Annotated in this window: 17 protein-coding genes and 3 pseudogenes; 12 read left to right on the top strand and 8 right to left on the bottom strand. The window is 69.9% G+C overall.

Going from position 1 to position 24,991, the window contains the following annotated elements; translation table 11 throughout:
• Window positions 1-127 precede the first annotated feature (127 nt).
• The 3 genes from G3I41_RS30245 (at window position 128) to G3I41_RS30235 (ending at window position 6,480) form a co-directional block, all read left to right on the top strand.
• On the top strand, window positions 128-1,864 hold the full coding sequence (locus G3I41_RS30245) for an MFS transporter (protein ID WP_164403725.1): 1,737 nt from the start codon (window positions 128-130) through the stop codon (window positions 1,862-1,864).
• A 706-nt stretch (window positions 1,865-2,570) separates the two neighbouring features.
• Entirely contained in the window at window positions 2,571-2,714 is a 144-nt protein-coding gene (locus tag G3I41_RS30240; RefSeq protein ID WP_164403724.1) for a hypothetical protein, read from the top strand.
• Between the two features lie 343 nt (window positions 2,715-3,057).
• Complete coding sequence (locus tag G3I41_RS30235) at window positions 3,058-6,480, top strand: CARDB domain-containing protein (RefSeq protein WP_164403723.1); 3,423 nt, start codon at window positions 3,058-3,060, stop codon at window positions 6,478-6,480.
• A 450-nt stretch (window positions 6,481-6,930) separates the two neighbouring features.
• Here G3I41_RS30235 and G3I41_RS37170 read toward each other — a convergent pair.
• Both G3I41_RS37170 and G3I41_RS30225 read right to left on the bottom strand, forming a co-directional pair.
• Window positions 6,931-7,109: pseudogene (locus G3I41_RS37170) on the bottom strand (type I methionyl aminopeptidase); the annotation flags it as partial.
• A 283-nt stretch (window positions 7,110-7,392) separates the two neighbouring features.
• Complete coding sequence (locus G3I41_RS30225; protein WP_164403722.1) at window positions 7,393-8,184, bottom strand: SDR family oxidoreductase; 792 nt, start codon at window positions 8,182-8,184, stop codon at window positions 7,393-7,395.
• A 124-nt stretch (window positions 8,185-8,308) separates the two neighbouring features.
• On the opposite strand from G3I41_RS30225, the gene G3I41_RS30220 reads away from it, so the two are divergent.
• On the top strand, window positions 8,309-8,791 hold the full coding sequence (locus G3I41_RS30220; RefSeq protein WP_164403721.1) for a MarR family winged helix-turn-helix transcriptional regulator: 483 nt from the start codon (window positions 8,309-8,311) through the stop codon (window positions 8,789-8,791).
• An 874-nt stretch (window positions 8,792-9,665) separates the two neighbouring features.
• On the opposite strand, the gene G3I41_RS30215 is transcribed toward G3I41_RS30220, so the two are convergent.
• Entirely contained in the window at window positions 9,666-10,274 is a 609-nt protein-coding gene (locus G3I41_RS30215; protein WP_164403720.1) for a TetR/AcrR family transcriptional regulator, read from the bottom strand.
• A gap of 247 nt (window positions 10,275-10,521) precedes the next feature.
• On the opposite strand from G3I41_RS30215, the gene G3I41_RS30210 reads away from it, so the two are divergent.
• Complete coding sequence (locus tag G3I41_RS30210; RefSeq protein ID WP_164403719.1) at window positions 10,522-10,992, top strand: nuclear transport factor 2 family protein; 471 nt, start codon at window positions 10,522-10,524, stop codon at window positions 10,990-10,992.
• 189 nt (window positions 10,993-11,181) lie between these two features.
• On the opposite strand, the gene G3I41_RS30205 is transcribed toward G3I41_RS30210, so the two are convergent.
• Window positions 11,182-11,451, bottom strand: a complete 270-nt coding sequence (locus G3I41_RS30205; protein ID WP_164403718.1) for a GlsB/YeaQ/YmgE family stress response membrane protein — start codon at window positions 11,449-11,451, stop codon at window positions 11,182-11,184.
• A gap of 556 nt (window positions 11,452-12,007) precedes the next feature.
• Between G3I41_RS30205 and G3I41_RS30200 the strand changes: the two genes are divergently transcribed.
• From G3I41_RS30200 to G3I41_RS30185, 4 genes and pseudogenes are all read left to right on the top strand, one after another.
• The gene (locus G3I41_RS30200) at window positions 12,008-12,748 is read left to right on the top strand and encodes an SDR family oxidoreductase (RefSeq protein ID WP_164403717.1); all 741 of its coding nucleotides are present in this window, start codon (window positions 12,008-12,010) and stop codon (window positions 12,746-12,748) included.
• A 32-nt stretch (window positions 12,749-12,780) separates the two neighbouring features.
• A pseudogene (locus G3I41_RS30195) lies at window positions 12,781-13,675 on the top strand (SDR family oxidoreductase).
• 91 nt (window positions 13,676-13,766) lie between these two features.
• On the top strand, window positions 13,767-14,393 hold the full coding sequence (locus tag G3I41_RS30190) for a TetR/AcrR family transcriptional regulator C-terminal ligand-binding domain-containing protein (protein ID WP_343242256.1): 627 nt from the start codon (window positions 13,767-13,769) through the stop codon (window positions 14,391-14,393).
• Between the two features lie 189 nt (window positions 14,394-14,582).
• The gene (locus tag G3I41_RS30185; RefSeq protein ID WP_164403715.1) at window positions 14,583-16,565 is read left to right on the top strand and encodes a discoidin domain-containing protein; all 1,983 of its coding nucleotides are present in this window, start codon (window positions 14,583-14,585) and stop codon (window positions 16,563-16,565) included.
• A gap of 783 nt (window positions 16,566-17,348) precedes the next feature.
• On the opposite strand, the gene G3I41_RS30180 is transcribed toward G3I41_RS30185, so the two are convergent.
• Together G3I41_RS30180 and G3I41_RS30175 are read right to left on the bottom strand one after the other, a co-directional pair.
• Window positions 17,349-17,726, bottom strand: coding sequence for a DUF4267 domain-containing protein (locus G3I41_RS30180; RefSeq protein ID WP_164403714.1), 378 nt, complete (start codon window positions 17,724-17,726; stop codon window positions 17,349-17,351).
• Window positions 17,727-17,920: 194 nt separating this feature from the next.
• Entirely contained in the window at window positions 17,921-18,394 is a 474-nt protein-coding gene (locus G3I41_RS30175) for a cupin domain-containing protein (protein ID WP_164403713.1), read from the bottom strand.
• A 177-nt stretch (window positions 18,395-18,571) separates the two neighbouring features.
• On the opposite strand from G3I41_RS30175, the gene G3I41_RS30170 reads away from it, so the two are divergent.
• Both G3I41_RS30170 and G3I41_RS30165 read left to right on the top strand, forming a co-directional pair.
• Entirely contained in the window at window positions 18,572-19,420 is an 849-nt protein-coding gene (locus tag G3I41_RS30170; protein ID WP_239081902.1) for a DUF5937 family protein, read from the top strand.
• A 478-nt stretch (window positions 19,421-19,898) separates the two neighbouring features.
• Window positions 19,899-21,590 (top strand): DUF885 domain-containing protein, encoded by a 1,692-nt coding sequence (locus tag G3I41_RS30165; protein ID WP_164403711.1) that lies wholly within the window; start codon window positions 19,899-19,901, stop codon window positions 21,588-21,590.
• Window positions 21,591-21,711: 121 nt separating this feature from the next.
• Here G3I41_RS30165 and G3I41_RS37165 read toward each other — a convergent pair.
• Window positions 21,712-22,007 (bottom strand): annotated as a pseudogene (locus tag G3I41_RS37165) (hypothetical protein); the annotation flags it as partial.
• A 386-nt stretch (window positions 22,008-22,393) separates the two neighbouring features.
• Window positions 22,394-22,972 carry a TetR/AcrR family transcriptional regulator gene (locus G3I41_RS30160; RefSeq protein ID WP_164403710.1) on the bottom strand — a complete coding sequence of 193 codons (579 nt, stop codon included), beginning with the start codon at window positions 22,970-22,972 and terminating at the stop codon, window positions 22,394-22,396.
• 117 nt (window positions 22,973-23,089) lie between these two features.
• On the opposite strand from G3I41_RS30160, the gene G3I41_RS30155 reads away from it, so the two are divergent.
• Window positions 23,090-24,538 (top strand): aldehyde dehydrogenase, encoded by a 1,449-nt coding sequence (locus tag G3I41_RS30155; protein ID WP_164403709.1) that lies wholly within the window; start codon window positions 23,090-23,092, stop codon window positions 24,536-24,538.
• The last annotated feature ends 453 nt before the right edge of the window (window positions 24,539-24,991 follow it).

The raw sequence follows: 24,991 nt of genomic DNA, 5'->3' as shown, positions 1-24,991 counted from the left end.
GGCCCAAGGCCCGCGCGGACCAAGCCCCACCGCCGCGGCCCGCGAACGGCAATGCCACAGCTTCACGTTGATGCCCGCCCCGGTCCCGGGACCGGGCCCCGCTCCTGCTCTCCCTGATGAGGACCCCATGACGACTCCCACGGCCATACGGCCGCTCCCCCCGGTCCAAAGACCCGCTTGGCTGACCGCCCTGCTGCTCCCTGTGCTGTGCGGGGTGCAGTTCATCGACGCCTTCGACGTGGCAGCGATGGGCCCGGCGCTGCCCGAGATCCAGCACGCTCTCGGCCTGAGCCCGCAGACCCTCCAGTGGGTGGTGACCGCCTACGTCCTGGGATATGGCGGGTTTCTGCTCCTGGGCGGCCGGCTCGCCGACCTGTTCGACCGCAAGCGGCTGCTGATGGTCGCGCTCGCGGTCTTCGTCCTGGCCAGCATTGTCGGCGGACTCGCCACCAGTGACACCGTCCTGATCGCGGCCCGCTTCGTGAAGGGCGTCACCGCTGCCTTCACCGCCCCCGCGGCCCTGTCGATCCTGCTGCACACCTACGACGACGAATCCAAGCGGCACAGGGCCCTCGGGGCGTTCCTGTCGATCTCGTCGATCGGTTTCACCGGCGGGCTCGTGCTCGGCGGCCTCATGGCCGCCGGCACCTGGCGTCTGGTCCTGCTCGTGCCGGCCGCGCTCGCAATGATCCTGCTGGCACTCACACCCGCCGTCATCCCGCCCCCCAAGACGAACGACGAGCGCCAGCGCGTCGACGTACTCGGGGCACTGACTGTCACCACGGCCCTGCTGGCACTCGTCTACGGCGTCTCCACCAGCTCGGACCATGGCTGGGGCAGCGGGTCCACGATCGCCTCGCTCACGACGGCCGCCATCCTGGTAACCGCCTTCGTTCACATCCAACGGGTGCGCCGCGCGCCGCTCGTACCCTTGACGATCTTCCGCAGGCCCGGACTCGCCCGCGGCAACGTCACCATCTTTTTGCTCCAAGGCAGCTACATCGCCTGGCAGTTCGTCGCCACCCTCTACCTCCAGAACGCCCACGGCTGGTCACCCCTGGAAGTAGGCCTGATCTTCACACCGGGCGGACTCCTGACCCTGCTGACCGCGCAGCGCTGGGCCGGTCAGGTCATGCGGCGCGGCTCGTGGCCGATCGCGACCATGGGCATGGTCCTCATGCTCTCCGGCACACTGTGGACGGAGACGCTCGGATCGCTCGACAACATCCTCGTCTTCGGCGTCGCCACCGTCGTCATGGGGCTGGGGTTCCCCATGAGCTACGTCGGCGCGAACATCAGCGCCATCGCCGGCGCCCGGCCCCAGGAACACGGACTGGCCTCCGGCCTGTTCATCGCCTCCGCCCAGGTCGGCAGCGGAGTGATCCTCGGTCTCGTGGCCACCGTCCTCGGCCGCTCCGTCCACCCCGACGTGGCTGACTACCGCGCCGGTCTCGCCGTCGCCCTCACAGCCGCCGTCCTAGCCACCGTGACCTGCCTGACCGGACTGCGCCGAGGGGCCGCCCCCAGACATCCGAAGCCCTGGACGCCTGACAGCCGCGCCTTCCACTCATACACTCAGCGGACGGTTTTCAGGCCATGGCCTGGCACCCGTCCGCTGTACGTGCCGCGTACGTACCGCCGGGTCTTCGAAAGTCACACCCGAGCGTTTCCATGCCTGACGCATCCGGGCCTCGAAGATCGCTTCGCAGGCTGGTGTGCCGAAAAACGATGGCGTGCTCAAGCGGTCAGCGCATCACCGCCGATCGGCCGGCACCTTAAGCAGCGCGGGATCTCATACACGGAAGCGGGGCGGCGCCGCCTGCCCGGGCGGGAGGCCGTCGGCTTGGTCGGGACTTCGCCCTGACAGCCCTCTCGGGCTGCTCCGCACATCCTGGCGTTGACTACGGTGGGGCCGCGCTGCGACGACGGCAGAATGCGGCGGCGAACTCCCGGCCTCTCGGTGACCGGCCCGGGAGTTCGCCGCCGAGGCTCTCGCGGATGCCGGTCCAGACGGGCTCAGGCCGATGACCTCGATCCGCTTGCCGCGCTCGGCGCATTCTTCGGCACCACCCCGATGTACGTGAACGAGTGCGGCGCCGGCCGCGTCTTCGCCCGTTCCGGGCGCGAGCGGGCGCGTTCTGCCCCCGCCGGCAGACTCGGCAGCGGCGACCACGTCTCCGCGTGGAGGGAGATCACGTGCCTGATCGAGAACGGAGGCCTGCGCCCGGCCGGACCGTCGCACTGCCACCCGCTGCTCTCTCCGGAGCGCATCTTCGCCCCATCGCCCAGACAGGTCCCCTCCTATCCGTGACCAAGCCGCCGAGAGATCACCCGGACTTCGCCACCCGCGATGGCGCCGCGTACCGGACAGGGGCGCCGCCCGGGCCTTTCCTGCCGTGGCTCCGGCGGGCCGGCGTACGGCGCTGCGGGCGATCGCGTGGTGACCGTCCCGGCGACCGTCGGACCATCGTGTCAGCATGCCGGCGTCGGCGCGGAGCGCCGCTCCGTTGGTGGCCGATGAGTGGGGGCCGGCCAGGTAGAGCGCGAGGTGCGCGATCCCGGCGGGCTCGATGAACCGCTGCGGCAGCGTGGTCCGGCTGGCGCCGGTGATCGCGGCCTTCATCTCCTCGGCCGTCAGGGCCTGGTCCTGGACGATCCTGGTGACCGTGTCCGCGACGCCGTCCGAGTACGTGGCGCCTCCGAGGTCGCGTTGACCGTCACATCGGTTCTTCGAACACCGAACCCCTACTGAAGCCAACATTCCGCTCTTCGCACGGTGCGTCATCAACGACCACCAAGCGTCACAGCATGGTCAGAGCCGTTGACAAATCTTTAACATGCCAGAAATCTGCCTCCAAGTACCCGCAAAAATTCGACTCCTTCACTCAAAAACTCGCCACCACCCGTCCGGGGTGCGGGCGCCTTCGTCCCACCTGAGCCCACCTGCTCCACGCGCCATCACGGTCTCCCGCTCCGGAGGCCGCCGCCCGGCCGGGTCCGTCCGGTCGGGCGGACCATCCCGCCTCTACCCCCACCCCTCACCGAACAGAGGACAACATGAGACGGAAGTCATCCGCCCGACGGCTGGTCACCGGGCTGCTCGCGGCCTGTCTGACCCCCCTCGGGCTCCTCCCCGCCACGGCTCACGCCGCCGAGCCCCAGACCGTTGCAGCCGGGCCCAACCTCGCTCTGGGCCGCCCGGCCGTCGCCAGCGGTGCCAACGGCGAGTACGGCGCGGGCAACGTCACCGACGGGAACCAGGCCAGCTACTGGGAGGGGCCCGCCGGCTCCTTCCCGCAGTGGGTCCGTGTCGATCTCGGCGTCAGGACCTCCGTCAACGAGGTGACCCTCAAGCTCCCCACGACGTGGGAGGCGCGCGACGAGACACTCACCGTGCAGGGCAGCACCGACGGCGACACCTGGAGCACCCTTTCCGGCTCCGCCAAGCGCACCTTCACTTCCGCCGCCGCCGGCGCCGTGGCCCTCGGCTTCAGCCCCGCCGACATCCGGTACGTCCGGGTGCAGATCACCGCCAACACCGGATGGCAGGCCGCCCAGCTCTCGGAGCTGGAGGTCCGCGGTGCGGGCGGCGGAAGCGACCCGGGCGATCCCGGCACCCCGCCCACCGGCACCAACCTCGCCAAGGGCAGGCCCGTCGAGGCCAACGGCTACGTCCACACCTTCGTCCCGGCCAACGCCAACGACGGCGACGTGAACACGTACTGGGAGTCCGCCGGACTGCCGGGGCAGCTCACCGTGAAGCTCGGCGCCGACGCGGACCTCTCCGCCGTCGTCGTCAAGCTCAACCCCGACGCCTCGTGGGGCCCACGGTCACAGGCGATCGAGGTGAGCGGACGCGGCCAGAGCGCGTCCGCCTTCACCACGCTCAAGGCACGCGCGAACTACGACTTCAGCCCGGCGGGGAACAAGAACACCGTGACCATCCCGGTCTCCGGCCGCGCCGCCGACCTCCGGCTCGCGTTCAACACCAACTCCGGTGCGCCCGGCGGTCAGATCGCCGAGGTCGAGGTCGTCGGCACTGCCGCGCCCAACCCCGACCTCACGCTCACCGACCTGAGCTGGACGCCCACCTCCCCGTCCGAGAAGGACGCGGTGAGCGTCGAGGCCACCGTCCGTAACGCCGGCACGGCCGCCTCCCCGGCCACCAACGTCGCCGTCAGTCTGGACGGCACGGTCGCGGGCACCGCCGCCGTCGGCGCGCTCGCCGCCGGCGCCTCGGCGACCGTCACGGTGGACACCGGCAAGCACCCGCAGGGCTCCTACGCGCTCTCCGCCGCCGTGGACCCCAACAACACCGTCATCGAGCAGGACGACAGCAACAACAGCCGGGCGGGCGCCACGCCGCTCGTCGTCACGCAGAGCCCCGGGCCCGACCTGCAGGTCACCGGTATCGCCACCAACCCGGAGAGCCCGGCGAGCGGAGCGAGCGTCAGCTTCACCGTCACCGTGAAGAACCGCGGCACGAGCGCCGTCGCGGCCGGCACCGTCACCCGGCTGACGGCCGGGGCGACCACGCTCGACGGCACCACCCCCGCCGTCGCGGCGGGCGCCTCCGTGCAGGTACCGATCTCGGGCACCTGGACGGCGGCCAACGGCGGCGCGACGCTCAGCGCGAGCGCCGACGCGACGAACACCGTCGCCGAGACCGACGAGAACAACAACACCTTCGTCCGCTCGATCGTCGTGGGCCGGGGCGCCGCAGTGCCGTACACCGAGTACGAGGCCGAGAACGGCACGTACACCGGCAAGCTCCTCACGACCGACGCCAAGCGCACCTTCGGCCACACCAACTTCGCCACCGAGTCCAGCGGGCGCAAGTCGGTGCGGCTCGACAACACCGGTGAGTACGTCGAGTTCACCTCCACCAACCCGACCAACTCGATCGTGGTGCGCAACTCCATCCCGGACGCCGCCGGGGGCGGCGGACAGGCCGCGACGCTCAGCCTCTACGCGGACGGGAAGTTCGTCCGCAAGCTCGACCTCTCCTCGAAGCACTCGTGGCTCTACGGCTCGACCGATGCCCCCGAGGGCCTCACCAACACCCCCGGCGGGGACGCGCGGCGCCTCTTCGACGAGTCGAACGCGCTGCTCGCCCAGACCTATCCGGTGGGCACAAAGTTCCGGTTGCAGCGTGATGCCGGGGACTCAGCGGCCTTCTACGTCGTGGACCTCGTAGACCTGGAGCAGGTCGCTCCGGCGAAGACGAAGCCCTCCGAGTGCACCTCGATCACCGAGTACGGTGCCGTCCCCAATGACGGCATCGACGACACCGACGCCCTTCAGCGAGCCGTGATGGCGGACCAGGCCGGGCAGATCTCCTGCGTCTGGATCCCGGCCGGGCAGTGGCGCCAGGAGCAGAAGATACTCACACCCGACCCACAGCACCGCGGCCAGTACAACCAGGTCGGCATCAAGAACGTGAAGATCGTCGGCGCCGGCATGTGGCATTCGCAGCTCTACACCCTCACCCAGCCGCAGGACGCCGGTGGCATCAACCACCCGCACGAGGGGAACTTCGGCTTCGACGTCGACGACAACACGCAGATCTCCGATCTCGCCATCTTCGGCTCCGGCCGGATCCGCGGCGGTGACGGCAACGCGGAGGGCGGTGTCGGCATCAACGGGCGTCTCGGGAAGAACACCAAGATCTCCAACGTGTGGATCGAGCACGCCAACGTCGGTGTCTGGGTGGGCCGCGACTACTCCAACATTCCCGAACTGTGGGGACCCGGCGACGGCCTGGAGTTCAGCGGGATGCGGATCCGCGACACATACGCGGACGGCATCAACTTCACCAACGGCACCCGCAACTCGACCGTATACAACTCGTCCTTCCGCAACACCGGCGACGACTCGCTCGCCGTCTGGTCGAGCAAGTACGTCAAGGACACCTCGGTCGACGTCGGCTCCAACAACCACTTCCGCAACAACACGATTCAACTGCCCTGGCGGGCCAACGGCATCGCGGTCTACGGCGGCTTCGGGAACACCATCGAGAACAACGTCGTCTCCGACACGATGAACTACCCGGGCATCATGCTCGCCACGGACCACGACCCGATCCCCTTCAGCGGCCAGACGCTCATCGCGGGCAACACCCTGAACCGCACCGGCGGGGCGTTCTGGAACGAGGACCAGGAGTTCGGCGCCATCACCCTCTTCGCGCAGGCGACGAGCATCCCCGGCGTCACCATCCGGGACACCGACATCCTCGACTCGACGTATGACGGCATCCAGTTCAAGACGGGCGGCGGTCAGTACACCGGGACGAAGATCTCCGACGTGCGCATCGACAAGTCGAACAACGGCTCCGGCATCCTCGCGATGAGCGGTGCCCGCGGCGACGCGACGCTCTCCAACGTGACCGTCTCGAACTCACGCGACGGCGACCTGCTCGTCGAGCCGGGCTCGCAGTTCACCTTCACCGGCAGCCCCACGAAGGGAGCCGCCAAGCGCTGACCCGACATACTCGCGCGGCCCCGCCCGCGTCCCCCCGGGGGGACGCGGGCGGGGCCTTGCCCCGTGGGCGAGCGGTCCGTACCGCGAGGAGCGCGCGGCGCCCGGTGCGGCGTTCGAAGCGCCCAGGCGACGGGAGGTGGAGTGGGTTCGGGCTTTCCGCCGGTGGTGAACCGATTGTTCTACAGCCTCATCCCCTGCTGTTCGGCCGCGCCGAACTCAGCCCTGCCGCGTAGACGGCCGATGCCTTCCGGCGCCGGTGAGATCGGACGACGGGGCACGGGGCCCTCGTACCCCGCAGGGGGCGGGGCCGCCGCAGCCCCGGCGTGCGTGACAGCCGGGCTCCGGGCGGGGCCGGAGCCATGATGAAGACGACGTCCCCCGGGACGCCGAGGCGTCCTGGGCAGCAGGCTCGTGCGCCAGTGGCGAATCCTCCTGGGCAGGTGCGGGTCTTCACCGCTGGAGGGTCAGGATCTCGGCTCCGCTCTCGGTGATCGCGATGGTGTGCTCGCTGTCCGGCAGCCGGTCGCACTGCGCAGCGTCCAGCCGTCGGCGTCGAAGACGAGGCGGTCAGTGTCTGCCATCACCCACGGTTCCAGCGCGAGGAGCAGGCCCGGGCGGAGGGGGTACCCGCCGCTACCGACACCGGGCCGCGGCCCGTGGTCCCTCTGCCGGGCTCGGCGGCGATCGGTGCGCCCCGGACCCCGGCGCCCCCGCCCGACAGGTCCGCGGGCCGCAAACGGACCGGATCAACCACGAGTGCCGCACGCCGCCGTCTCGCCTGCGGCGCCGCGGGCGATCCGGTCCGGACACAGCCCTCCCCCGGTCTTCCCTGCCGCGACATCCATCACCCCGTTACGCGATGCCGTTCCGAGTGACGACGGCATGCGCGGTCCATGGGCGTCCCGGCCCCGTTCACACCATCGCTGTCAGCACGCCCCCGTCGGCGCGGACCGCCGCACCGTTGGTGGCCGATGAGTGGGGGCTGGCCAGGTAGAGCGCGAGGTGCGCGATCTCGGCGGGCTCGATGAAACGCTGTAGCAGCGTGGTCCGGTTGGCCCCGATGATCGTGGCTTTCATCTCCTCGGCCGTCAGGGCCTGATCCTGGGCGATCCTGGTGACCGTGTCCGCGACGCCGTCCGAATACGTGGGGCCGCCGAGAATCGTGTTGACCGTGACATCGGTGCCCCGCGTGAGCTTGGCCAGACCGTTGCCGAGAGCCAGCATCGCCGCCTTCGTCGCGCCGTAGTGCACCATGTCGGCGGGAATGTTCACGCCCGACTCGCTGCCGACGAAGATGATGCGGCCCCAGTTCCTGTCGAGCATGCCGCCGAGCACGTGGCGCGAGAGCCGGACACCGCTCATGACGTTGACCTCGAAGTAACGCCCCCACTCGTCGTCGGAGATGTCCTCGAAGCGGGCCAGGCCGAAGAGGCCGACGTTGTTCACGAGGATGTCGACGTCTCCCAGGGCCGCGAGCAGGTCCCGGACCTGCGCGGGATCGCTGAAGTCGGCGACCAGGCCGGAGACCCGCGCGTCCGGAAGCTCGGCCCGGAGCCGCCGCAGGGCGTCCTGGACGCCGGTGTCGCTCCGCCCGTTGACGACGACCGTCGCACCCTCGCGGAGCAGGGCGTGCGCGATGGCGAAGCCGATACCACGTGTCGAACCGCTGACGAAGGCGGTCTTGTCGTTCAGTCGCAGATCCATGAGCCGTTCTCGTCCCTGTGGTGCCGTGTCGATGTGCCGTGTCGATGTTTATTCACTTGCCTGGGCAACTGAAACGTAGGCCGGATGACTTTCCTGGTCAAGTCAATGACGCTAGGATGCCTCCATGTCACAACTCAGCGACGACGATCTGGAAACCTGGACGGCCCTGGCCACGGTCCTGGAATGGCTGCCGGCCGCCCTCGACGCACAGCTGCAGCGCGACGCCGAGCTGACACACTTCGAGTACGGGGTGATGTTCGCGCTCGCCGATGCCGACAACCGCACGCTGCGGATGAGCACGCTGGCCGGCTACTCCAACAGCTCCCTGTCCCGCCTCTCCCGCGCGGCGGCGCGCCTGGAGACGAAGGGGTGGCTGCGCCGCGCACCGGATCCGGCCGACGGGCGCTACACCCTCGCCACGCTGACCGACGCCGGCACGCAGAAAGTCGGACAAGCGGCACCGGGCCACGTCGAGACCGTCAACAAGCTGGTCTTCGACCCGCTGACCCAGGCCCAGACCCGGCAACTGCTCGCCATCAGCCGCCGCATCATGAAAGCGATCCGGACCGAGGACGGCTGGAGACCGCCGCCCGGGTCCGACCACTGACGCGATCCGCAGCCCGGCACAGCGGGACCGGACGCCCAGCCGACCGGACACCGCAAGGCCGCATCCCGGATTTTTTCCCCGTACACGTCGTCTTCCGGTACCCGAGGCGGAGAGCACCTTCCCCGCCCGACGATGCGGGGAAGGCGACGTACGCGATCGTCCTGCTGTGCCGGGTACCGAAGGCCACCCGCTCCTCCCAGCGCCCCTGGTTCAAGGGCGAGGCGGCCCGTCGTGCCAGGCAGGCCGCCGGCGACGCGCTCGCCCATGCGATCACCGTGGTGCACATCGCGTCCCGGCACGCCTGCGGTGTTCCGCTGCCTCACCCCGGCCGAGACCAGGCGGCGGCGACGGCACGCCCTCGCGGCATAACCATCACGTGTCGAGATCACGGGGAAACTTCGGTGGTCGCGCAGGGATCTCCTTGCGACGCGGACCAGCAGGGGCCGCGACGGAGACGGCCCTGCGGCACGCCGACCGCGGTCAGGGCGGCGATCAGTCCTACGGTCACTGCTTGCGGCGCACCCGCGTCCGCGAGGAAGGGAGGCAGCAGCACCTCGCGCGGCGGCCGGTCTCCGCTTCTCGACCCCTTCGAGCACCGCGAGCGTCACGCGGTCGAGTGCGGGACAGCCGTCTCAAGCGGCACCGCGCTGTCACTACCCGGTACGTACGCCGAACCCGCCGTCCAGGGCCTCCCAGACACACGGCTTGCCCCTTGGCTCGCGCCACTTGAACCATCGACAGCTGCGAGGCCACCACGATGCTTGAGCGGTGGGCCACCCGGTCGACGCGTCTCCGCAGGCTTTGTGTGCGGCATCGCGGTCCGTGCCGCCGGAGACGACCGTCGCTCCGCGGCCCGCAGCGGCCGCAGGTCGTATCAGTCGAGGGTGTGGCTGCGGGCGGCCCGCAGAATCTCGTCGGAGAGCCCGGGCTCGACGTGGCGTACGGCGCGGGCGATCATCAGTGCACCAACCATTTCGCTGAGCAGGCGAATGGCCCTCTGGCGGGCTTCGGCCGGGTCGGGTTCGTGGCCCTTCCCCTCGGCTTCGCGCAGGAACTCGGTGGTGAAGCCGGCCAGATAGCCCTCGACGCCTTCGGCGTACTCGCCCTGCACCGCTTCGTTCTGCCGTACGGCGTCGGTGACCAGGGAGGCGGAGGGACAGCCGCCGTTCGCGTCGTCACGGTGTGCGGTGGACAGATACCCGGCCACGACGTGTTCCAGCGGAGCGCCGGCCTTGTCCTGACCGTCCTTGAGCATGGCGGCCAGGCTCTCGTGCGAGGCGGCGAAGGAGGCCCTGCACACCTCGACCACCAGGTCGTTCTTGGAGGCGAAGTGGTTGTAGAAGCCGCCGTGGGTGAGCCCGGCTTCCTTCATCAGCTCGGCGATGCCGACAGCGTCGATGCCCTGCGAGCGGAACATGCGGCCCGCCGCTTCGAGGATGTTCCGCCGGTTGCGGGCCTTGTCCTCCTTGGTGATCCGCGGCACTGCAGTCCTTCCGCCGTCGTTCCCGAGTTGACCTTTTCAATGACGACCTTCATCATAACAGGAGTCGCAATGACGCCCATCATTAAAAAGGCTGTCGAACGGGCGCACCGCACGTGCTCCGATGCGGCACCGTCGCGGCCCGTCCGCCCGTTCCCGGGATCCGACGACCCGATGGGATCGCAGCGTCTGTCGATTACGCCGCGGGGGCTTCTCCCCCGTGGCGGTACCAGCACCGAGGAGAACAGAAGTGACACGCAATGAAGCGGTCGTCCGCGAGGCATATCGGCTGGCGGAAGGGGACGTGCTCGACGGACGCGGCTTTCGCGCCCTGTTCACCGAAGACGGAACCTTCAATGACCTGCCGAACGCGATGACACTGCGCGGGGACGAGATCGCACAGGGAGTGGCGGGGCTGGCCGGCGTCTTTCCCGACATCCATCGCGAGCTGCTCGCGGTGCATGTGCTCGGTGACGTCGTCTCCGTCGAACTGCGGATCCAGGGGACGCATCTCGGCGCCTTCCCGACTCCGGTCGGCGAGATCCCTCCCACCGGGAACCGCATCGACGTGCCGACGGCGGACCTCTGGTACCTCCGTGAGGGAAAGATCGAAACGTTCAACTGCTACAACGCGGCGAACGTACTGCTCGCACAGATCGGGGCCACCCCCGACTTCACATCGGCGATCGAGGCCGCCAAGACCGCTGCCACAGGGGCGTAGCACCACGGAACGGCGCCCAGCAGGCTACAGACGCTTCGCCGGGGCGGCCGCCGCCGGCCGCCCCGGCCCGCTCGTCATGCGCCCGCCGCTCCCTCATACGGACGGGCGCACCGATCAACCGGGCGCCACGCGCAAGGGCTTCCCCGAGCGGGGAAGCCCTTGCGCGATTGTGCGGCGAAACGGTCGAGGTCAGGCGTGGCGGCGGTTGCCGGTGATGACCCGGTAGAGCACGAGCAGGATGATCGAGCCGACGACGGCCGCGATCCACGTGGAGACATCGAAGAAGCCGTCGATGGAGTCCACTCCGAAGATGACCTTGCCGAGCCAGCCGCCGAGAAGGCCGCCCGCTATACCGATGAGCATCGTGATGATGATGCCGCCCGGGTCCTTGCCCGGCACGAGCGCCTTGGCGATGATGCCCGCGAGCAGCCCGATGAAGATCCACGCAATAATGCCCATGACTATCCGCCCAACCTGGTCGTATAAAAGTGTTGTAAGGCCCGTCTTTACTGAGTTGCCGCTTCCAAACATCGACGGCGCCCCCTTCTTGCGTGGGAGGGCCTGGGCATTCCAGCGGGCCTTGCCGCTCGACGCCGCCATCCCTGTCAGGGTTCGCGGCGGTCACCGCGGTTCGACAGGCGGCAACACCTGGATGACGGAGGTGTCCGCGGCGGCCGTCCGCTCCTCGGTGTCTCCGCCAGGTGGACAGGCGACGACGTCCTCGGCGCCGAATCCCCGTCGCAACCGACGGCGTTCGCCCCGCTCGGGAAGAGATCGCCGATGAACTCGTGCGCATCATTCTCGGCAGGTACCGGCCCACCGGTTGACCGCGGCGGGAGCGAGGACCGGCAACCGCCCGGACTCGGCCACCCTGGCGCGGGTGAACCTCGCCGCGTGGCGCCCACGCGCGCTCGGCCCGACCTCGCCGCCATCCCCGATAAATGGACGCTCTGTTCATTTCATGGTTATATGAACGCAGCGTTCATAAGAAGTCGTAGAACGACGAGGGGATTTCATGAACACGTCCGCACCCGACCGCGTCGCTCTCGTCACCGGCGGCTCCGGCGGCATCGGCCGCGCCACGGTGGAGAGGCTGGTCACGGACGGCGTCTCGGTCGCCGTCCACTACGCCGGCAATCGGGCCAAGGCGGAGGAGACCGTCGCAGCCATCACTGCGGCCGGCGGCCGCGCGATCTCCGTGGGCGGCGACGTCGCCGACGAGAACGCGATGCGTACCGCCTTCGAGACCGTGGGGTCCGCGTTCGGCGGCATCGACGTCGTGGTGAACACGGCCGGCATCATGGCCCTCGGCCCGGTCGCGACCTTCGACCTCGACGACCTGGACCGCATGCACCGCACCAACATCCGCGGCACGTTCGTCGTCAGCCAGCAGGCCGCGCGAAGCCTGCGCCCCGGCGGCGCGATCATCAACTTCTCCACGTCCGTGGTCCGCACCCAGTTTCCCCAGTACGGCGCCTACGTCGCCAGCAAGGCCGCCGTGGAGGCCATGACCCTCGTCCTCGCCAGGGAACTGCGTGGTCGCGACATCACGGTCAACGCCGTGGCCCCCGGCCCCACCGCCACCCCCCTTTTCCTGCAGGGCAAGGATGAGGAGGCCATCGACAAGCTCGCCAAGGCAACCCCGCTGGAGCGCCTCGGCAGGCCCGAGGACATCGCCGAGACCGTCGCCTTCCTCGCCGGCCCCGCCCGCTGGGTCAACGGCCAGGTCATCTACACCAACGGCGGCTTGGCCTGACCGGCCGCAGCCACCCCCTCCGAAAGGCCCCCGTGTCCCTCACCAGCAACGTCGTCGTCATCACGGGCGCCTCCAGCGGTTTCGGCGCCCTCACCGCGCGGGCCCTGGCAGACGCCGGCCACACCGTGTACGCGGGCATGCGCAACACCACGGGCCGCAACGCGCCGCAGGTCCAGGCCACAGCGGACTACGCCCGCGGGCACGGCGTCGATCTGCGCGCCATCGAGCTCGACGTGAACGCGCAGGATTCCGTCGACGCGGCCGTCGCGCAGGTCGAGGCCGAGTCCGGCGGGATCGACGTGCTCATCCACAACGCCGGCCTCATGGCCACCGGCCCCGCCGAGGCATTCGCCCCGGAACAGCTCGCGGAGCTCTACGACGTCAACGTGCTCTCCACCCAGCGCGTCAACCGCGCCGCGCTGCCCGGCATGCGCCGCCGGGGCCGGGGCCTCGTGCCCTGGGTGTCCAGCAGCAGCGCCAAGGGCGCCACTCCCCCGTACCTCGCCCCCTACTTCCAAGGCCGCCATGGACTCCCTCGCCGTGTCCTACGCGGCCGAGCTGGCCCGCTGGGGCATCGAGACCACGATCGTCGTACCCGGGTCGTTCACCAGCGGCACCAACCACTTCGCCCACTCCGGCCGCCCCGTGGACACCTCCGTCGAGAGCGAGTACGCGACGAAGCACCCCGGGCTCATGGACCAGGTCGCGGAGAAGCTGGCGGCCCTCGCCCCCGAGAACGCGAACGCGTCCATGGTCTCCGACGAGATCGCGCGCATCGTCGCCCTGCCGGAGGGCGACCGGCCCTTCCGCGTACACGTCGACCCCGCGGACGACGGGTCACGGGAAGTCTCGGACACCGCCGGCCGCATCCGCGCCACTTTCCTGGAGCGGATCGGCCTCGCCGACCTGCTGAGCGGCGGTCACTGACCTTGCTCGGATGACGTGCGGGGCCTCGGCCCGCACGCCTCCGGCACGGACCGCAGCGTCACCAACCCCTCACCCCGAACAGGAGCAACCCGTGTCAGAAGCCGCGAAGACCCCGGCGAACAGAGGCCGTGGACGGCGACCCGCCGAGGAGGTGCGGGCAGAGGTCCTGCACACCGTCGGCGAACTGCTCCTGACGGAGGGGACGAGCCGTCTCACCTTCGAACGGATCGCGAAGGCGTCGGGCGCCAGCAAGACCACCCTCTACAAGTGGTGGCCGTCCATCGGCGCGCTCGCGCTCGACGGCTACTTCCATGCCGTCGAGGAGACCCTCGCCTTCCCCGACACCGGGGACATCCGCGCGGATCTGCTCACACAGCTGCACGCCTTCGCCGAGGTGATGACCCGGACACCCGGCGGGCGCGTCCTCACGGAGCTCATCGGCGCCTCCCAGACCGATGCGCAACTGGCCGCCTCCTACCGGGACCTGTACTCCGCCCAACGCCGCAGGCTCGCGGGCGAGCGGCTGCGGCAGGCCCGGGCACAAGGGCAGATCCGCCCCGACGTCGACGTGCAGGTGATGGTGGACCAGCTCTGGGGAGCCGTCTACCACCGGCTCCTGATACCCGACGAACCGGTCACCGATGCCTTCGTCACCGCCCTGGTCGACAACCTCTTCCTCGGGGTCACCGCCCGCCCGGCACCCGGCTCGGCCGGCTGAGCCGGGCGGCCCCGAGCGGGACCACCGCCCCACACGCACGATAGTTCTGTTTTTTTCATACGCATGACGGCCTCTTGCGGCGACGTGTTCACGTCAATACAGTTCCCCGCGTAAAGTTGCAGCGCTACCGGTGGTCCGTTCGCGGCCCCGCGGGGTGCCGCAGTGGAGAACTGATCGAAGGAGCCCTCGGTGGGATTCACGCGGCGCATGTTCTTGCAAGCGGCGACGGCGGCGGGACTGACGGGGGCCATCGCGGGCGGGGAGGCCACACTCGCGCACGCGGCGCCCGCGGCCAGCGCCCCGGGCGACGTGGTCGGCAAGGTGACCGTGGGGTACCAGGGCTGGTTCGCCTGCAAGGGCGACGGCGCCCCGATCGACGGCTGGTGGCACTGGGCGCGGAACTGGGGGGAGACCCCTTCCCCGTCCAACCACGCCATCGTGGCCTGGCCCGATGTCCGTGAGTACCCGGCCACGTACCGAACCGCCTTCGGCAACCTCGGCAACGGGCAGCCGGCCTCGTTGTTCTCGTCCTACGACCAGTCCACCGTCGACACCCACTTCCGGTGGATGAAGCAGTACGGCATCGACGCCGCGGCCCTCCAGCGGTTCAACCCGACCGGCGGCGAAGGGCCGACGCGCGACGCGATGGCGAGCAAGGTACGCGCCGCCGCGGAGGCCGAGGGGGTCAAGTTCTACCTCATGTACGACGTGTCCGACTGGACGTCCATGCAGACGGACATCAAGGCCGACTGGACCGCCAAGATGCGTGCGCACACCGCTTCTTCGGCGTACGCCCGGCAGAACGGCAAGCCGGTGGTGTGCATCTGGGGCTTCGGCTTCAACGACGCCCAGCGGCCGTTCACACCGGAAGCCTGCCTGGACGTGCTCAACTGGTTCAAGGCCCAGGGCTGCTACGTCATCGGCGGGGTTCCGACCTGGTGGCGAACGGGCGACCGGGACTCCCGGCCGGGCTTCAGCGGCGTCTACCACGCCTTCGACATGCTCTCGCCATGGCTGGTCGGCCGGATCGGCAACGCCGGTGACGCCGACAACTTCTACAACGCCGCCACCGTGCCCGACCTCGCCGAGTGCACCGCGCACGGCATCGACTACCAGCCGTGCGTCCTGCCCGGCGGGGTCACCGAACGCCAGCGCGCCCACGGCGACTTCATGTGGCGGCAGTTCTACAACATGGGCCGGGCCGGGGTGCCCAGCGTCTACATCTCCATGTTCGACGAATACAACGAGGGCAACCAGATCGCCAAGACCGCGGAGTCCCGGGACTGGGTCCCCACCGGGTCGGGCTTCCTCGCGCTCGACGAGGACGGCACCGCCTGCTCGTCCGACTACTATCTCCGGCTGACCGGCGACGGCGGCCGCATGCTCAAGGGCCAGCTCCCCGTCACCGCCACCCGGCCGACCCCGCCGCTCGTCGGCGGCAACGGCAACCAGCCGCCGACCGCCCCAGGCAATCCGCGCGCCACCACCGTCACCGACACCACCGTCGCCCTGGCCTGGACCGCCTCGACGGACGACTCCGGTGTGACGGGGTACCGCGTGCGCCGGATCACCGGTGACACGGTCACCCCCGTGGGCACCGCTCCGGGGAACGCCACCACGTACACGGTGAGCGGCCTCTCCCCGTCGACCTCGTACACCTTCGACGTCCAGGCGCTCGACTCCGCAGGCTCCGTGTCCGCGGCCTCGGCCCGGGTCACCGCCACCACGGCGGCCGGCGGCGGCACCCCCACCGGCGATCTGGCGCTGCGCCGGCCGGTCTCCGAAAGCAGCCACACCCAGACCTACGGCGCGAGCAACGCCGTGGACGGCGATCCGGGCACGTACTGGGAGAGCGCCAACCACGCCTTCCCCCAGTGGCTCCAGGTCGACCTGGGCGCTACCACAGGCGTCCGTCGCATCGTTCTCGTCCTGCCGCCGTCCACCAGCTGGGGCGCGCGCACGCAGACCGTCACCGTCCAGGGCAGCACCGACGGCGCCTCCTTCTCCGTGCTGCGCGGCAGCACGGACTGCTCCTTCGACCCGCTCACCGGGAACACCGCCGCTCTGACCCTCCCCGCCTCCACGGCCACCCGCCATCTGCGGCTCGTCTTCACCGCCAACACGGGCTGGCCCGCGGGCCAGCTCGCGCAGCTCCAGGTGTACAGCGCCTGACCCCGGAAGCGGCGGCGGCCCCGAGACCCTCCGTGGGTCCCGGGGCCGGCGCGCTGCATGCGCTTCGCGTCCGCGGGGGTTCGTCATGCCCCCAGGGGTTGCGCTGCATTCGGCGATGAGCGTCTGGTTCCCCGTCACCGTGATGCTCACCGTGTCTCCGGTCTGCGGCGGTCTCCTGCCGTCGACCGTCCAGCCGACGAGGCAAAACCACGCGCGGGGCGGGCGGTGACGGTCACCGGGTCGCCCTTCGCGAGCGACGCCCCCACACCGGCTCAACAGAATGATCACGTTCGAGGCGCGTTGTCGAGGCGTGCGCGTCGAGCGTCGTGCCGGATCGGGGTCCGTCTCGTCGTCGCTGTGCGGGTCGCGCAGCTGCTGCAGGCCCGGTGCCGGAGGCCGCTGCTCGGACCCTGCCGTCGTGCGCGAGACGCTCGACGCGTGCCTGCCCCGCGTCGTCTGGGACTCGTCCTGGTCCCGCACCCGCAGGGTGAGCCAGGAGCGCCTTCCCGCTTCACAGCCGCACCCCGCACCCCGACCTGCCAGCGGCGCAGCAGCAGCTGCTGGGTGATCTCGCCGGCCACCGGCACGCCTGGCTCATGCGCTCGTCCGCAGTCCGGCTGCGAGACCTCGGCCTTCCCGACACGCGGGAAGTCCTGCAGCCCGGACTGGACGACCAAGGTCCGTTCACCGACGACCGGGGTTACGGTCTCCGCTTCGCACCGGAGGGAGCCGGGACGGCATCAGGCGCAGACGATCAGCCGGGGTGACGTCCCCGCTGGGCCTTCAAGCCAGGACCAGGAGGGCAGCGATGATCACCATGGTGGCGGCGGTGCCGAGGTGGACACCGTAGATGGCGGAGCGTGGCCCCTTGCTGCGGGCCACGACGGCCGCGTCACCGGCGGGTATCAGCGCGGCGGCCAGCATGACCCAGCCCAGGAGGTGAGTGGTGGCGCCGATCAGCAGGACCCCGAGAATCAGGCCGGTGCCGATGTCGCGGACGCCCATGATGGCCAGCCATGACCGCATGGCCGGATCGTCGGGGCGGGTGTGGGGAATGCCGAAGCCGACGGCGGAGCCGGGCGCCCATACGGAGCGGGCCCCGACCAGGACGACAGCGGCGGCGATCAAGGCAGCCAGGGCGGTGGCAATGGCGACGAGCATGAGACGGATCCGTTTCGTGGCGGTGTTGGAGAGGCGGAAGACGTCGATGCCGGAGCGGACCCCCGCTCGGAGGCGGGGTAAGACTCCGCATGCACGTAGGGCTTGAGAGACAGGTGGATCATGCGACGGTGGCTCATCTGCCGAGGGGCGCCTGAAGCCACTTGTCCGGCGAGAGTGGACATGGTGCGTCGCCGTCACCGCTCGTGGATGTCGACGAAATGGTTGTCGTGGTCGTCGTGAAGCCGGCTCAACTCCCGCTCGTTGATCGTGGCGAGCTGTGCGAAGTACTCCTCTCGCGGTACGCCCGGCGAGAGTGCCATCAGGAGGGCCGCTGGTTCGGCGCGTTCCTTCCGGATGGCGTGGACGCCGCCCATCGGGGCGTGCGCGGTGTCGCCAGGCCGCAGTCTTCGCCATGCCTGCCCATCGAAGTAGTCGACTTCGCCTTCTTCCACGATGAAGGTCTCGCTGAAGGTCGAGTGAAAGTGCGGGGCAGGTCCCCGGCTGGAGGGCGACATACGCCACCGGTAGATGCTCACCATCCCGCTGGTCTCCGCCGGACCCGCGAGGACTTCGATGGTCGATCCGCCGCCGCCCAGCCGGATCGTTCGCGTCTGCTGCACTCGCCCGGATTCCTCGGAACGCCGGGCAATCGGTTCCGTGTCGGTCATGGCCCGAGTCTCAGGGTTCGGCCGTTCTGCTCGCGCTCACTTCGGCGGTGGCCTAACAATACGGGGATGATCCGCTACCGATTGGGCGCCGGCGCTGCGCGTGTGCGGTGGGCGATGTCACCGATCCACGAAGTGGTCAGCCTTGCCCAGCTGTTGACCGAACCACAGCGTCACACGATGTTCCGTCCGTGGCTTCGCCGTCGCCACCTCCACCTCTCGCACCCGGACCTGCGGGCGCTCAGCGTCTTCATGGCCGAGGGTGCGTACCGGCCCGACTTCCTCGACCCGTCGCCGATGACCAGTGAGCCGACGTTCGAGGAAGGTATGGACGCCCTCCTCGGCGCACCGGCGGACCAGACGTACGCGGAACTGGTCGACGCCACGAGGGGGCGTGGGGCAGACATGTGCCGGCTGCTCGACGACCCCGAGCGAGCCAGGTCCGAGGCCGCCGACGCACTACGGCGCCTCTGGACAGCAGTTGTGGAACCGGAGTGGGTCGGCATGCGGCAGGCGCTGCGTGCCGAGTTACTGGACCGGGCCATCCAGGTCAACCGCGAGGGACTACGCTCAGTCCTTCCGCGCCTGCACCCCTCCGCGGCGTGCGAAGACGACATGGTCACCGTCGAGAAGCCTGTGGACATCGACGTCGACTGCCCGGAAGGGCTCATTCTCGTTCCGTCGCTGTTCATCACCGACCGGGTGCAGTGCACCACTTCGGACCAATGGGCTCCGGCGATCTACTACCCGGCGTCCGGACGGTATCTATGGGCGGCACCCCCCACCCCGAGATCTCTTCACCGTCTCCTGGGCGCGACTCGAGCGAGGATCCTCGCCGCACTCACCACTCCGCTGCAGACGACGGCGGTGGCCGGACTGGTGAACGTCACCGCCCCGACGGCCAGCGAACACCTGGCAGTCCTGCGGGACGCCGGACTGGTCGATTGCAGCCGAGCCGGCCGCACGGCCATGTACGAACTCACCGAGGCCGGGCGCACTCTCCTGGCCGCGGCCTCGCCACCGCCATGACAGGTCGGGGTACTGCTGGTGAACCGTAGCGTGGCGCCCACCGCGAGGCAGCCACGGCCCGGAGCTGCCACCGGGGCAGGAGGCCGCCGGCTTCGGAGTCGGCTGAGAGGACGACCAGGGCACGGTCCAGGGCGTGGAGCCCGGCTTCGCCGGTGATGAAGTCCTGCTGCTCGGCGGCGGTGTCGGTGCACACGGTCCGGGCGGTGGGGGCCGTGGGCAGCAGGCCTCGGACAACGGCCGGACGCTGGGCGGCGAGCCGGGCGAGATGGGCCTCGTGCAGTTCCTCCCCACGGCGTCCGGGCCTCCACCGAGGGCAGGCCGTTGGTGGCGATGTCCTCCACGGCGGCGGCGATCCCGTCGCCGCTCCCGCGGGAGCCGGACGCCGAAGGCAGCGGAGCCGGTACCGGGACGGATCATCCGCGTCGCGAGTCCCTGGACAACTGATGACTGGCGTCAGCTTCTGCGTAAGGATGACCTCATGACGCAGATCGACGATCCGCTCCCTCGTCACGTCGCCGACGCCTACGTCGACGCCCTCATCGTGCTTGACCCGATCACGGGTACGTTCCTCGGCGTGCCGGAGAGTGCCAGCCGCTTGCCCGATACGTCACCGGCCGGCGCGGACGCCCTCGCGGCCCTTGCACGCGAGACCCTCGCACGCCTCACCGAAGCTGAGCGCTTGCCCGGTGCCGGCAGCGGGACCGAGCGCCGCTGCGCTCGCCTGTTGCGCGAACGCCTCACTGCGGAGCTCGCGGTTCACGAGGCCGGTGAACACCTGCGCGCCGTGGGCAACATAGCGACGCCGCCGCACTTCGTCCGCGACGTTTTCACGGCGATGCCGACCCGGACCGAGGAGGACTGGGCAGCCGTCGTCGAGCGTCTGCGGGCCGTGCCCCGGGCGCTGGCCGGCTACCGCGAGTGCCTGACCCTCGGACTCGAACGCGAGTTGCACGCGGCCCCCCGCCCCACGGCCACCTTCGCCGGCCAGCTCGATCAGTGGGTGGATACAGATGGCCAAGGGCGAGGCTGGTTCGAAGAGTTCACGGCCGGCGGTCCCGACGCGCTGCGCGGTGAGCTGGACGAGGCGGCCCGTGCCGCCACTGCCGCCGTCGCCGGGCTGCGGGACTGGATCCGCGCGGAATACGAACCTGCCGTTCAAGGCGCCCCGGACACCGTCGGCCGCGAGCGCTACGCCCGCTGGGCCCGTTACTACAATGGCACCGACCTCGACCTCGACGAGGCGTACGCCTACGGCTGGTCGGAGTTCCATCGACTGCTCGCCGAGATGCGGGCCGAGGCCGAACGCGTCCTCCCCGGCGCCGACACTCCCTGGGCCGCGCTGGCCGGGTTGCGCGAGCACGGCCGGCACATCGAGGGCGAGGAGAAGGTCCGTGACTGGCTCCAGGGCCTGATGGACCAGGCGATCAGCGCCCTGGACGGCACCCATTTCGAGCTCGCCGACCGGGTACGGCGTGTGGAGTCCCGTATCGCGCCGTCCGGAGGCGGAGGAGGCCCGTACTACACCCCTCCCTCCGAGGACTTCTCGCGGCCCGGCCGCACCTGGCTGCCGACCATGGGCGAGACCCGCTTCCCGGTGTACGACCTGGTGTCCACCTGGTACCACGAGGGCGTTCCCGGCCACCACCTCCAGCTCGCCCAGTGGATACACGTCTCAGGAGACCTCTCCCGCTACCAGGCGACCGTCGGCATGGTCAGCGCCAACATCGAGGGGTGGGCCCTCTACGCCGAGCGTCTGATGGACGAACTCGGATTCCTGACGGACGCCGAGGAACGGCTCGGCTATCTGGACGCGCAGATGATGCGGGCGGCCCGGGTGATCGTCGACATCGGCATGCACCTGGAGCTGGACATCCCGGCCGACTCGCCGTTCCACCCGGGTGAGCGGTGGACGCCCCGCCTCGCCCAGGAGTTCATCGGCGCACACAGCAGCCGCCCGGCGGACTACGTGGAGAGCCAGCTCATCCGCTATCTGACGATGCCCGGGCAGGCGATCGGCTACAAGCTCGGGGAACGGGCCTGGCTGCTCGGCCGGGAAAGGGCCAAGGAGCGCCGGGGGGATGCCTTCGACCTGAAAGCCTGGCACATGGCCGCCCTCTCTCAGGGCTCCCTGGGTCTGGACGACCTGATCGACGAGCTCTCACGGCTCTGACGGGCGGGCCAAGGGCTGCACCGAACGCGGACGACGCCCGGGACCGATGAGCCGCCGCGCCGGAGCCGAAGGCTGCCATGGACACGTTTCCAGCGCGCCAAGAAGGGGCCGAGGCCCAGCTTCTGGCGAGGCGGCCGGTGGCGGTGCCCACACCGCCGGCCGCCGCCGGGACGAACAGGTCCTGCCGCTCGCGGGTTTCCGCGATCCGGCCCATGGTGCGGCCCTCCAGGGGGACGTTCAGCGCGAAGTCCGCGTCCATCACCTCGCGGTGACAGGGGCCCACCGACCAGAACAGGTTCTCCACCAGCGCCGTTCCCGGGCCGGGCTCCGGCACCGAGGGCTCGGCAAAGGCGAGATGGCGGGGGTGGGGAAGCCATAGGGGCGGGCGTCGACCGTGAAGGAACCCCACACCGTCACCGGTCCGACGAAGCCTGCGTCTCCGAGGTGAGGAGGCCGGTCTCAGTCGGGTTGCCCGCGAGTGCGGATACGTTCTCGACGGCGCGTTTGAAGTCGGGGCGCCTCCCGAGCGGTTCGTGGTCGCGGACGGCCGAGTGGCGGAGACGGTCCCGGGGCAGCGTGCATCTGCTGACCTGGACCGTGGAAGAGGCCGTCTCCGGCTGAGGAAGCTGTTGTTCCCGTCGATCGCCGACGGCGCGGTGCTGTCGGCGGGCGTGCACATCGCGATAGCGCGCGTTGATGCGTAGTGCACGGCCGACGGCGCCGAGTACCCCTCTGTGGTGCCGGGTCGAACCGGGTTCACAGATCCTGCCTGGTCTACGAGGTAGTCATGCCCGCACTGCGGATTACGGCGAGGGAGCGTGCGGGGCCGGGGTCGTGCCGATGCCGGTGCCGATGCCGTGGAGCAGGGTGTCGACGACGATGTCGGCGGCTTGTCCGGGGGTGAGTCGGGGTAGTTCCCGGGATGCCTGGTGCATGAACAGGGGGATGAGGGCGGCGGCCCACCCCGGCGGGAGCCCGGGTCGGAACAGGCCCTCGTCGGTGGCGCGCTGGAGGAAAGCGTCGACTTCGTGCACGAACTGGTCGCGCCGCTCGCGGGAGGGGGCGTCGGTCAGCATGCGGGCGAGGTCGACGGGCCAGGTCCGGTTGACCTCGATGACACCTTCGACGTAACGGTGCAGGGCGACCTGCACCGGGGCCTCCCGTAGGCGGGCCTCACGGATCACAGCCTCGATGGCGTCGAGCCGGGCCTCGTAGACCGCGGCCAGCAGGGCCTCCCGGGAGGCGAAGCGCCGGTAGACGGTGCGCCGGTCGACCCCCGCTTCCGCGGCGATATCGGCCATACTCGCCCCCGCGTCGACGGCGAGTGTCCGTGCTCCCGCCGTCAGAACAGCTTCCAGGTTGCGTGCTGCGTCAGCTCTCATCCCCAAAACGTACCCTGCATGCGCCTTGTAGGGGATATTCCGTCTCGCGTCTGAGTCGCCAAGCAAGCTAAGTGCTACATTGAAGTGACACATAAGTTCTCGAAGGGATCGAACGTCATGACGACGACCTACGACCGGCTCTTCATCGGCGGCTCCTGGGTGAAGCCCAGCGATCCGGAGCTGCTCGACATCCGCTCCCCTCATGACCAGTCCGTCATTGCCCGCGCCGCCCAGGCGCAGCCTGCCGATGTCGACCGCGCCGTAGCCGCCGCCCGGGCCTCGTTCGAGGCCGGGGTATGGAGTGGCACCCCGCCGCAAGAGCGCCTCGCCGTCCTGCGCCGCTACAACGAACTGCGCGAACAGTACGCGGAGAAGATCGCCGAGCTGATCACCGCCGAGAACGGCTCGGCGGTCTGGTTCACTCTCGCCGGACAGGGCGGCCTGACCCGGCAGGCCAACGCCTATTTCAAGGCCGCCGAAGACTTCGACTGGGAGGCCGTCCTCGTCCCGTCCGACCCGGCCGTCCCCTTCCGCAGCATCGTGCGGCGTGAAGCGATCGGCGTCGTCGCAGCCGTCATCCCGTGGAACTCGCCGTTCTCCGCCGCCAACGCGAAGATCATCCCTGCGCTGCTCGCCGGCAACAGCGTGGTGCTCAAGGTCTCCCCGGAGAACTCCCTCAGCATGCGTTTCCTCGCTGAGCTGCTGGAGCGGACCGGGCTCCCGCAGGGCGTGATCAGCGTGCTGCCCGCCGACCGGGCGACCAGTGAGTACCTGATCTCCCACCCCGACGTCGACAAGATCGCCTTCACCGGCTCCACCCGCGCCGGACGGACCATCGCGTCCATCGCCGGGCAGCAGCTCAAGCGAGTCAGCCTCGAACTCGGCGGCAAGTCGGCCGCGCTGATCCTCCCCGACGCCGATGTCCAGCAGGCCGTCCAAGGGCTGAAGTTCGGCTCGCTCCTCAACAACGGAGAGGCGTGCATCGCGCAGGTCCGCATTCTCGCGCCCCGCTCCCGCTACGAGGAGGTCGTCACCGCGCTCAAGGAACTGGTGGAGTCGCTGAAGGTCGGCGACCCGCTGGCGCAGGACACCTTCATCGGCCCGATGATCCGCCGCGATCAGCAGCAGCGCGTGCGCGACTACATCCGGGTCGGCATCGAAGAAGGGGCCCGCCTCATCACCGGCGGCCCCCACGTTCCCGCGGGGCTGGAGGCGGGCAACTACGTCACCCCGACCCTCTTCGCCGATGTCGACAACTCCATGCGCATCGCCCAGGAGGAGATCTTCGGCCCGGTCCTGGTCGTCATCGCCTACGACGACGAGGACGACGCCGTACGCATCGCCAACGATTCCGAGTACGGCCTCTCCGGCGGTGTCTGGTCCTCCGACACCGGCCACGCCCTCGCCGTAGCCCGGCGCCTGCGCACCGGCACGGTCACCGTCAACGGCGCTCCCATCGGTTTCGACGGTCCCTTCGGCGGCTTCAAGAACAGCGGCATCGGCCGTGAGTACGGTGCCGTCGGCCTCGGCACCTACACCGAGTACAAGACCATCACCACCACCTGAACCAGCCCCGCCCATCGACACGGCCAGCCGGCCGGCCCCGATCGACAGCCCCGGGCGACTGAGCCGTGCGGGCATGTGCCGCACAGGCCGCGGAAGCGCACCTGTAACAGTGGACGACCGCACCACGGGCGGGGTCACTGAACAGAGAGACGGCTGTGGACGCCGTCGACGGGCAGCGAGCCGATGCGCATCCTCCGAGAAGCACGCGACTGCCAGGTCGCCGTCGCCGACAACCTGGTGCACTGGCGCACCGGCCTGGCCGACCGCCCGGAGGCCGATATCCGTGTCTACGAAACCGACAACCACCTCTTTCTGCCCCGGCGCGGGACCATCCACCCCCGCCAGGTACAGCACCCAGCATGTCGACCCCGCCGTCATCACCCGGCATCGCCCAGTGGCTCAGCCGCCGCAGACGAGTGTCCGTACCACCGCCGTCGGCGCCTACCTGAGCAG

This window comes from Streptomyces sp. SID9727, assembly GCF_010550605.1.
Classification (GTDB): Bacteria; Actinomycetota; Actinomycetes; order Streptomycetales; family Streptomycetaceae; genus Streptomyces.
This window is presented reverse-complemented; position numbering and strand designations above follow the sequence as displayed.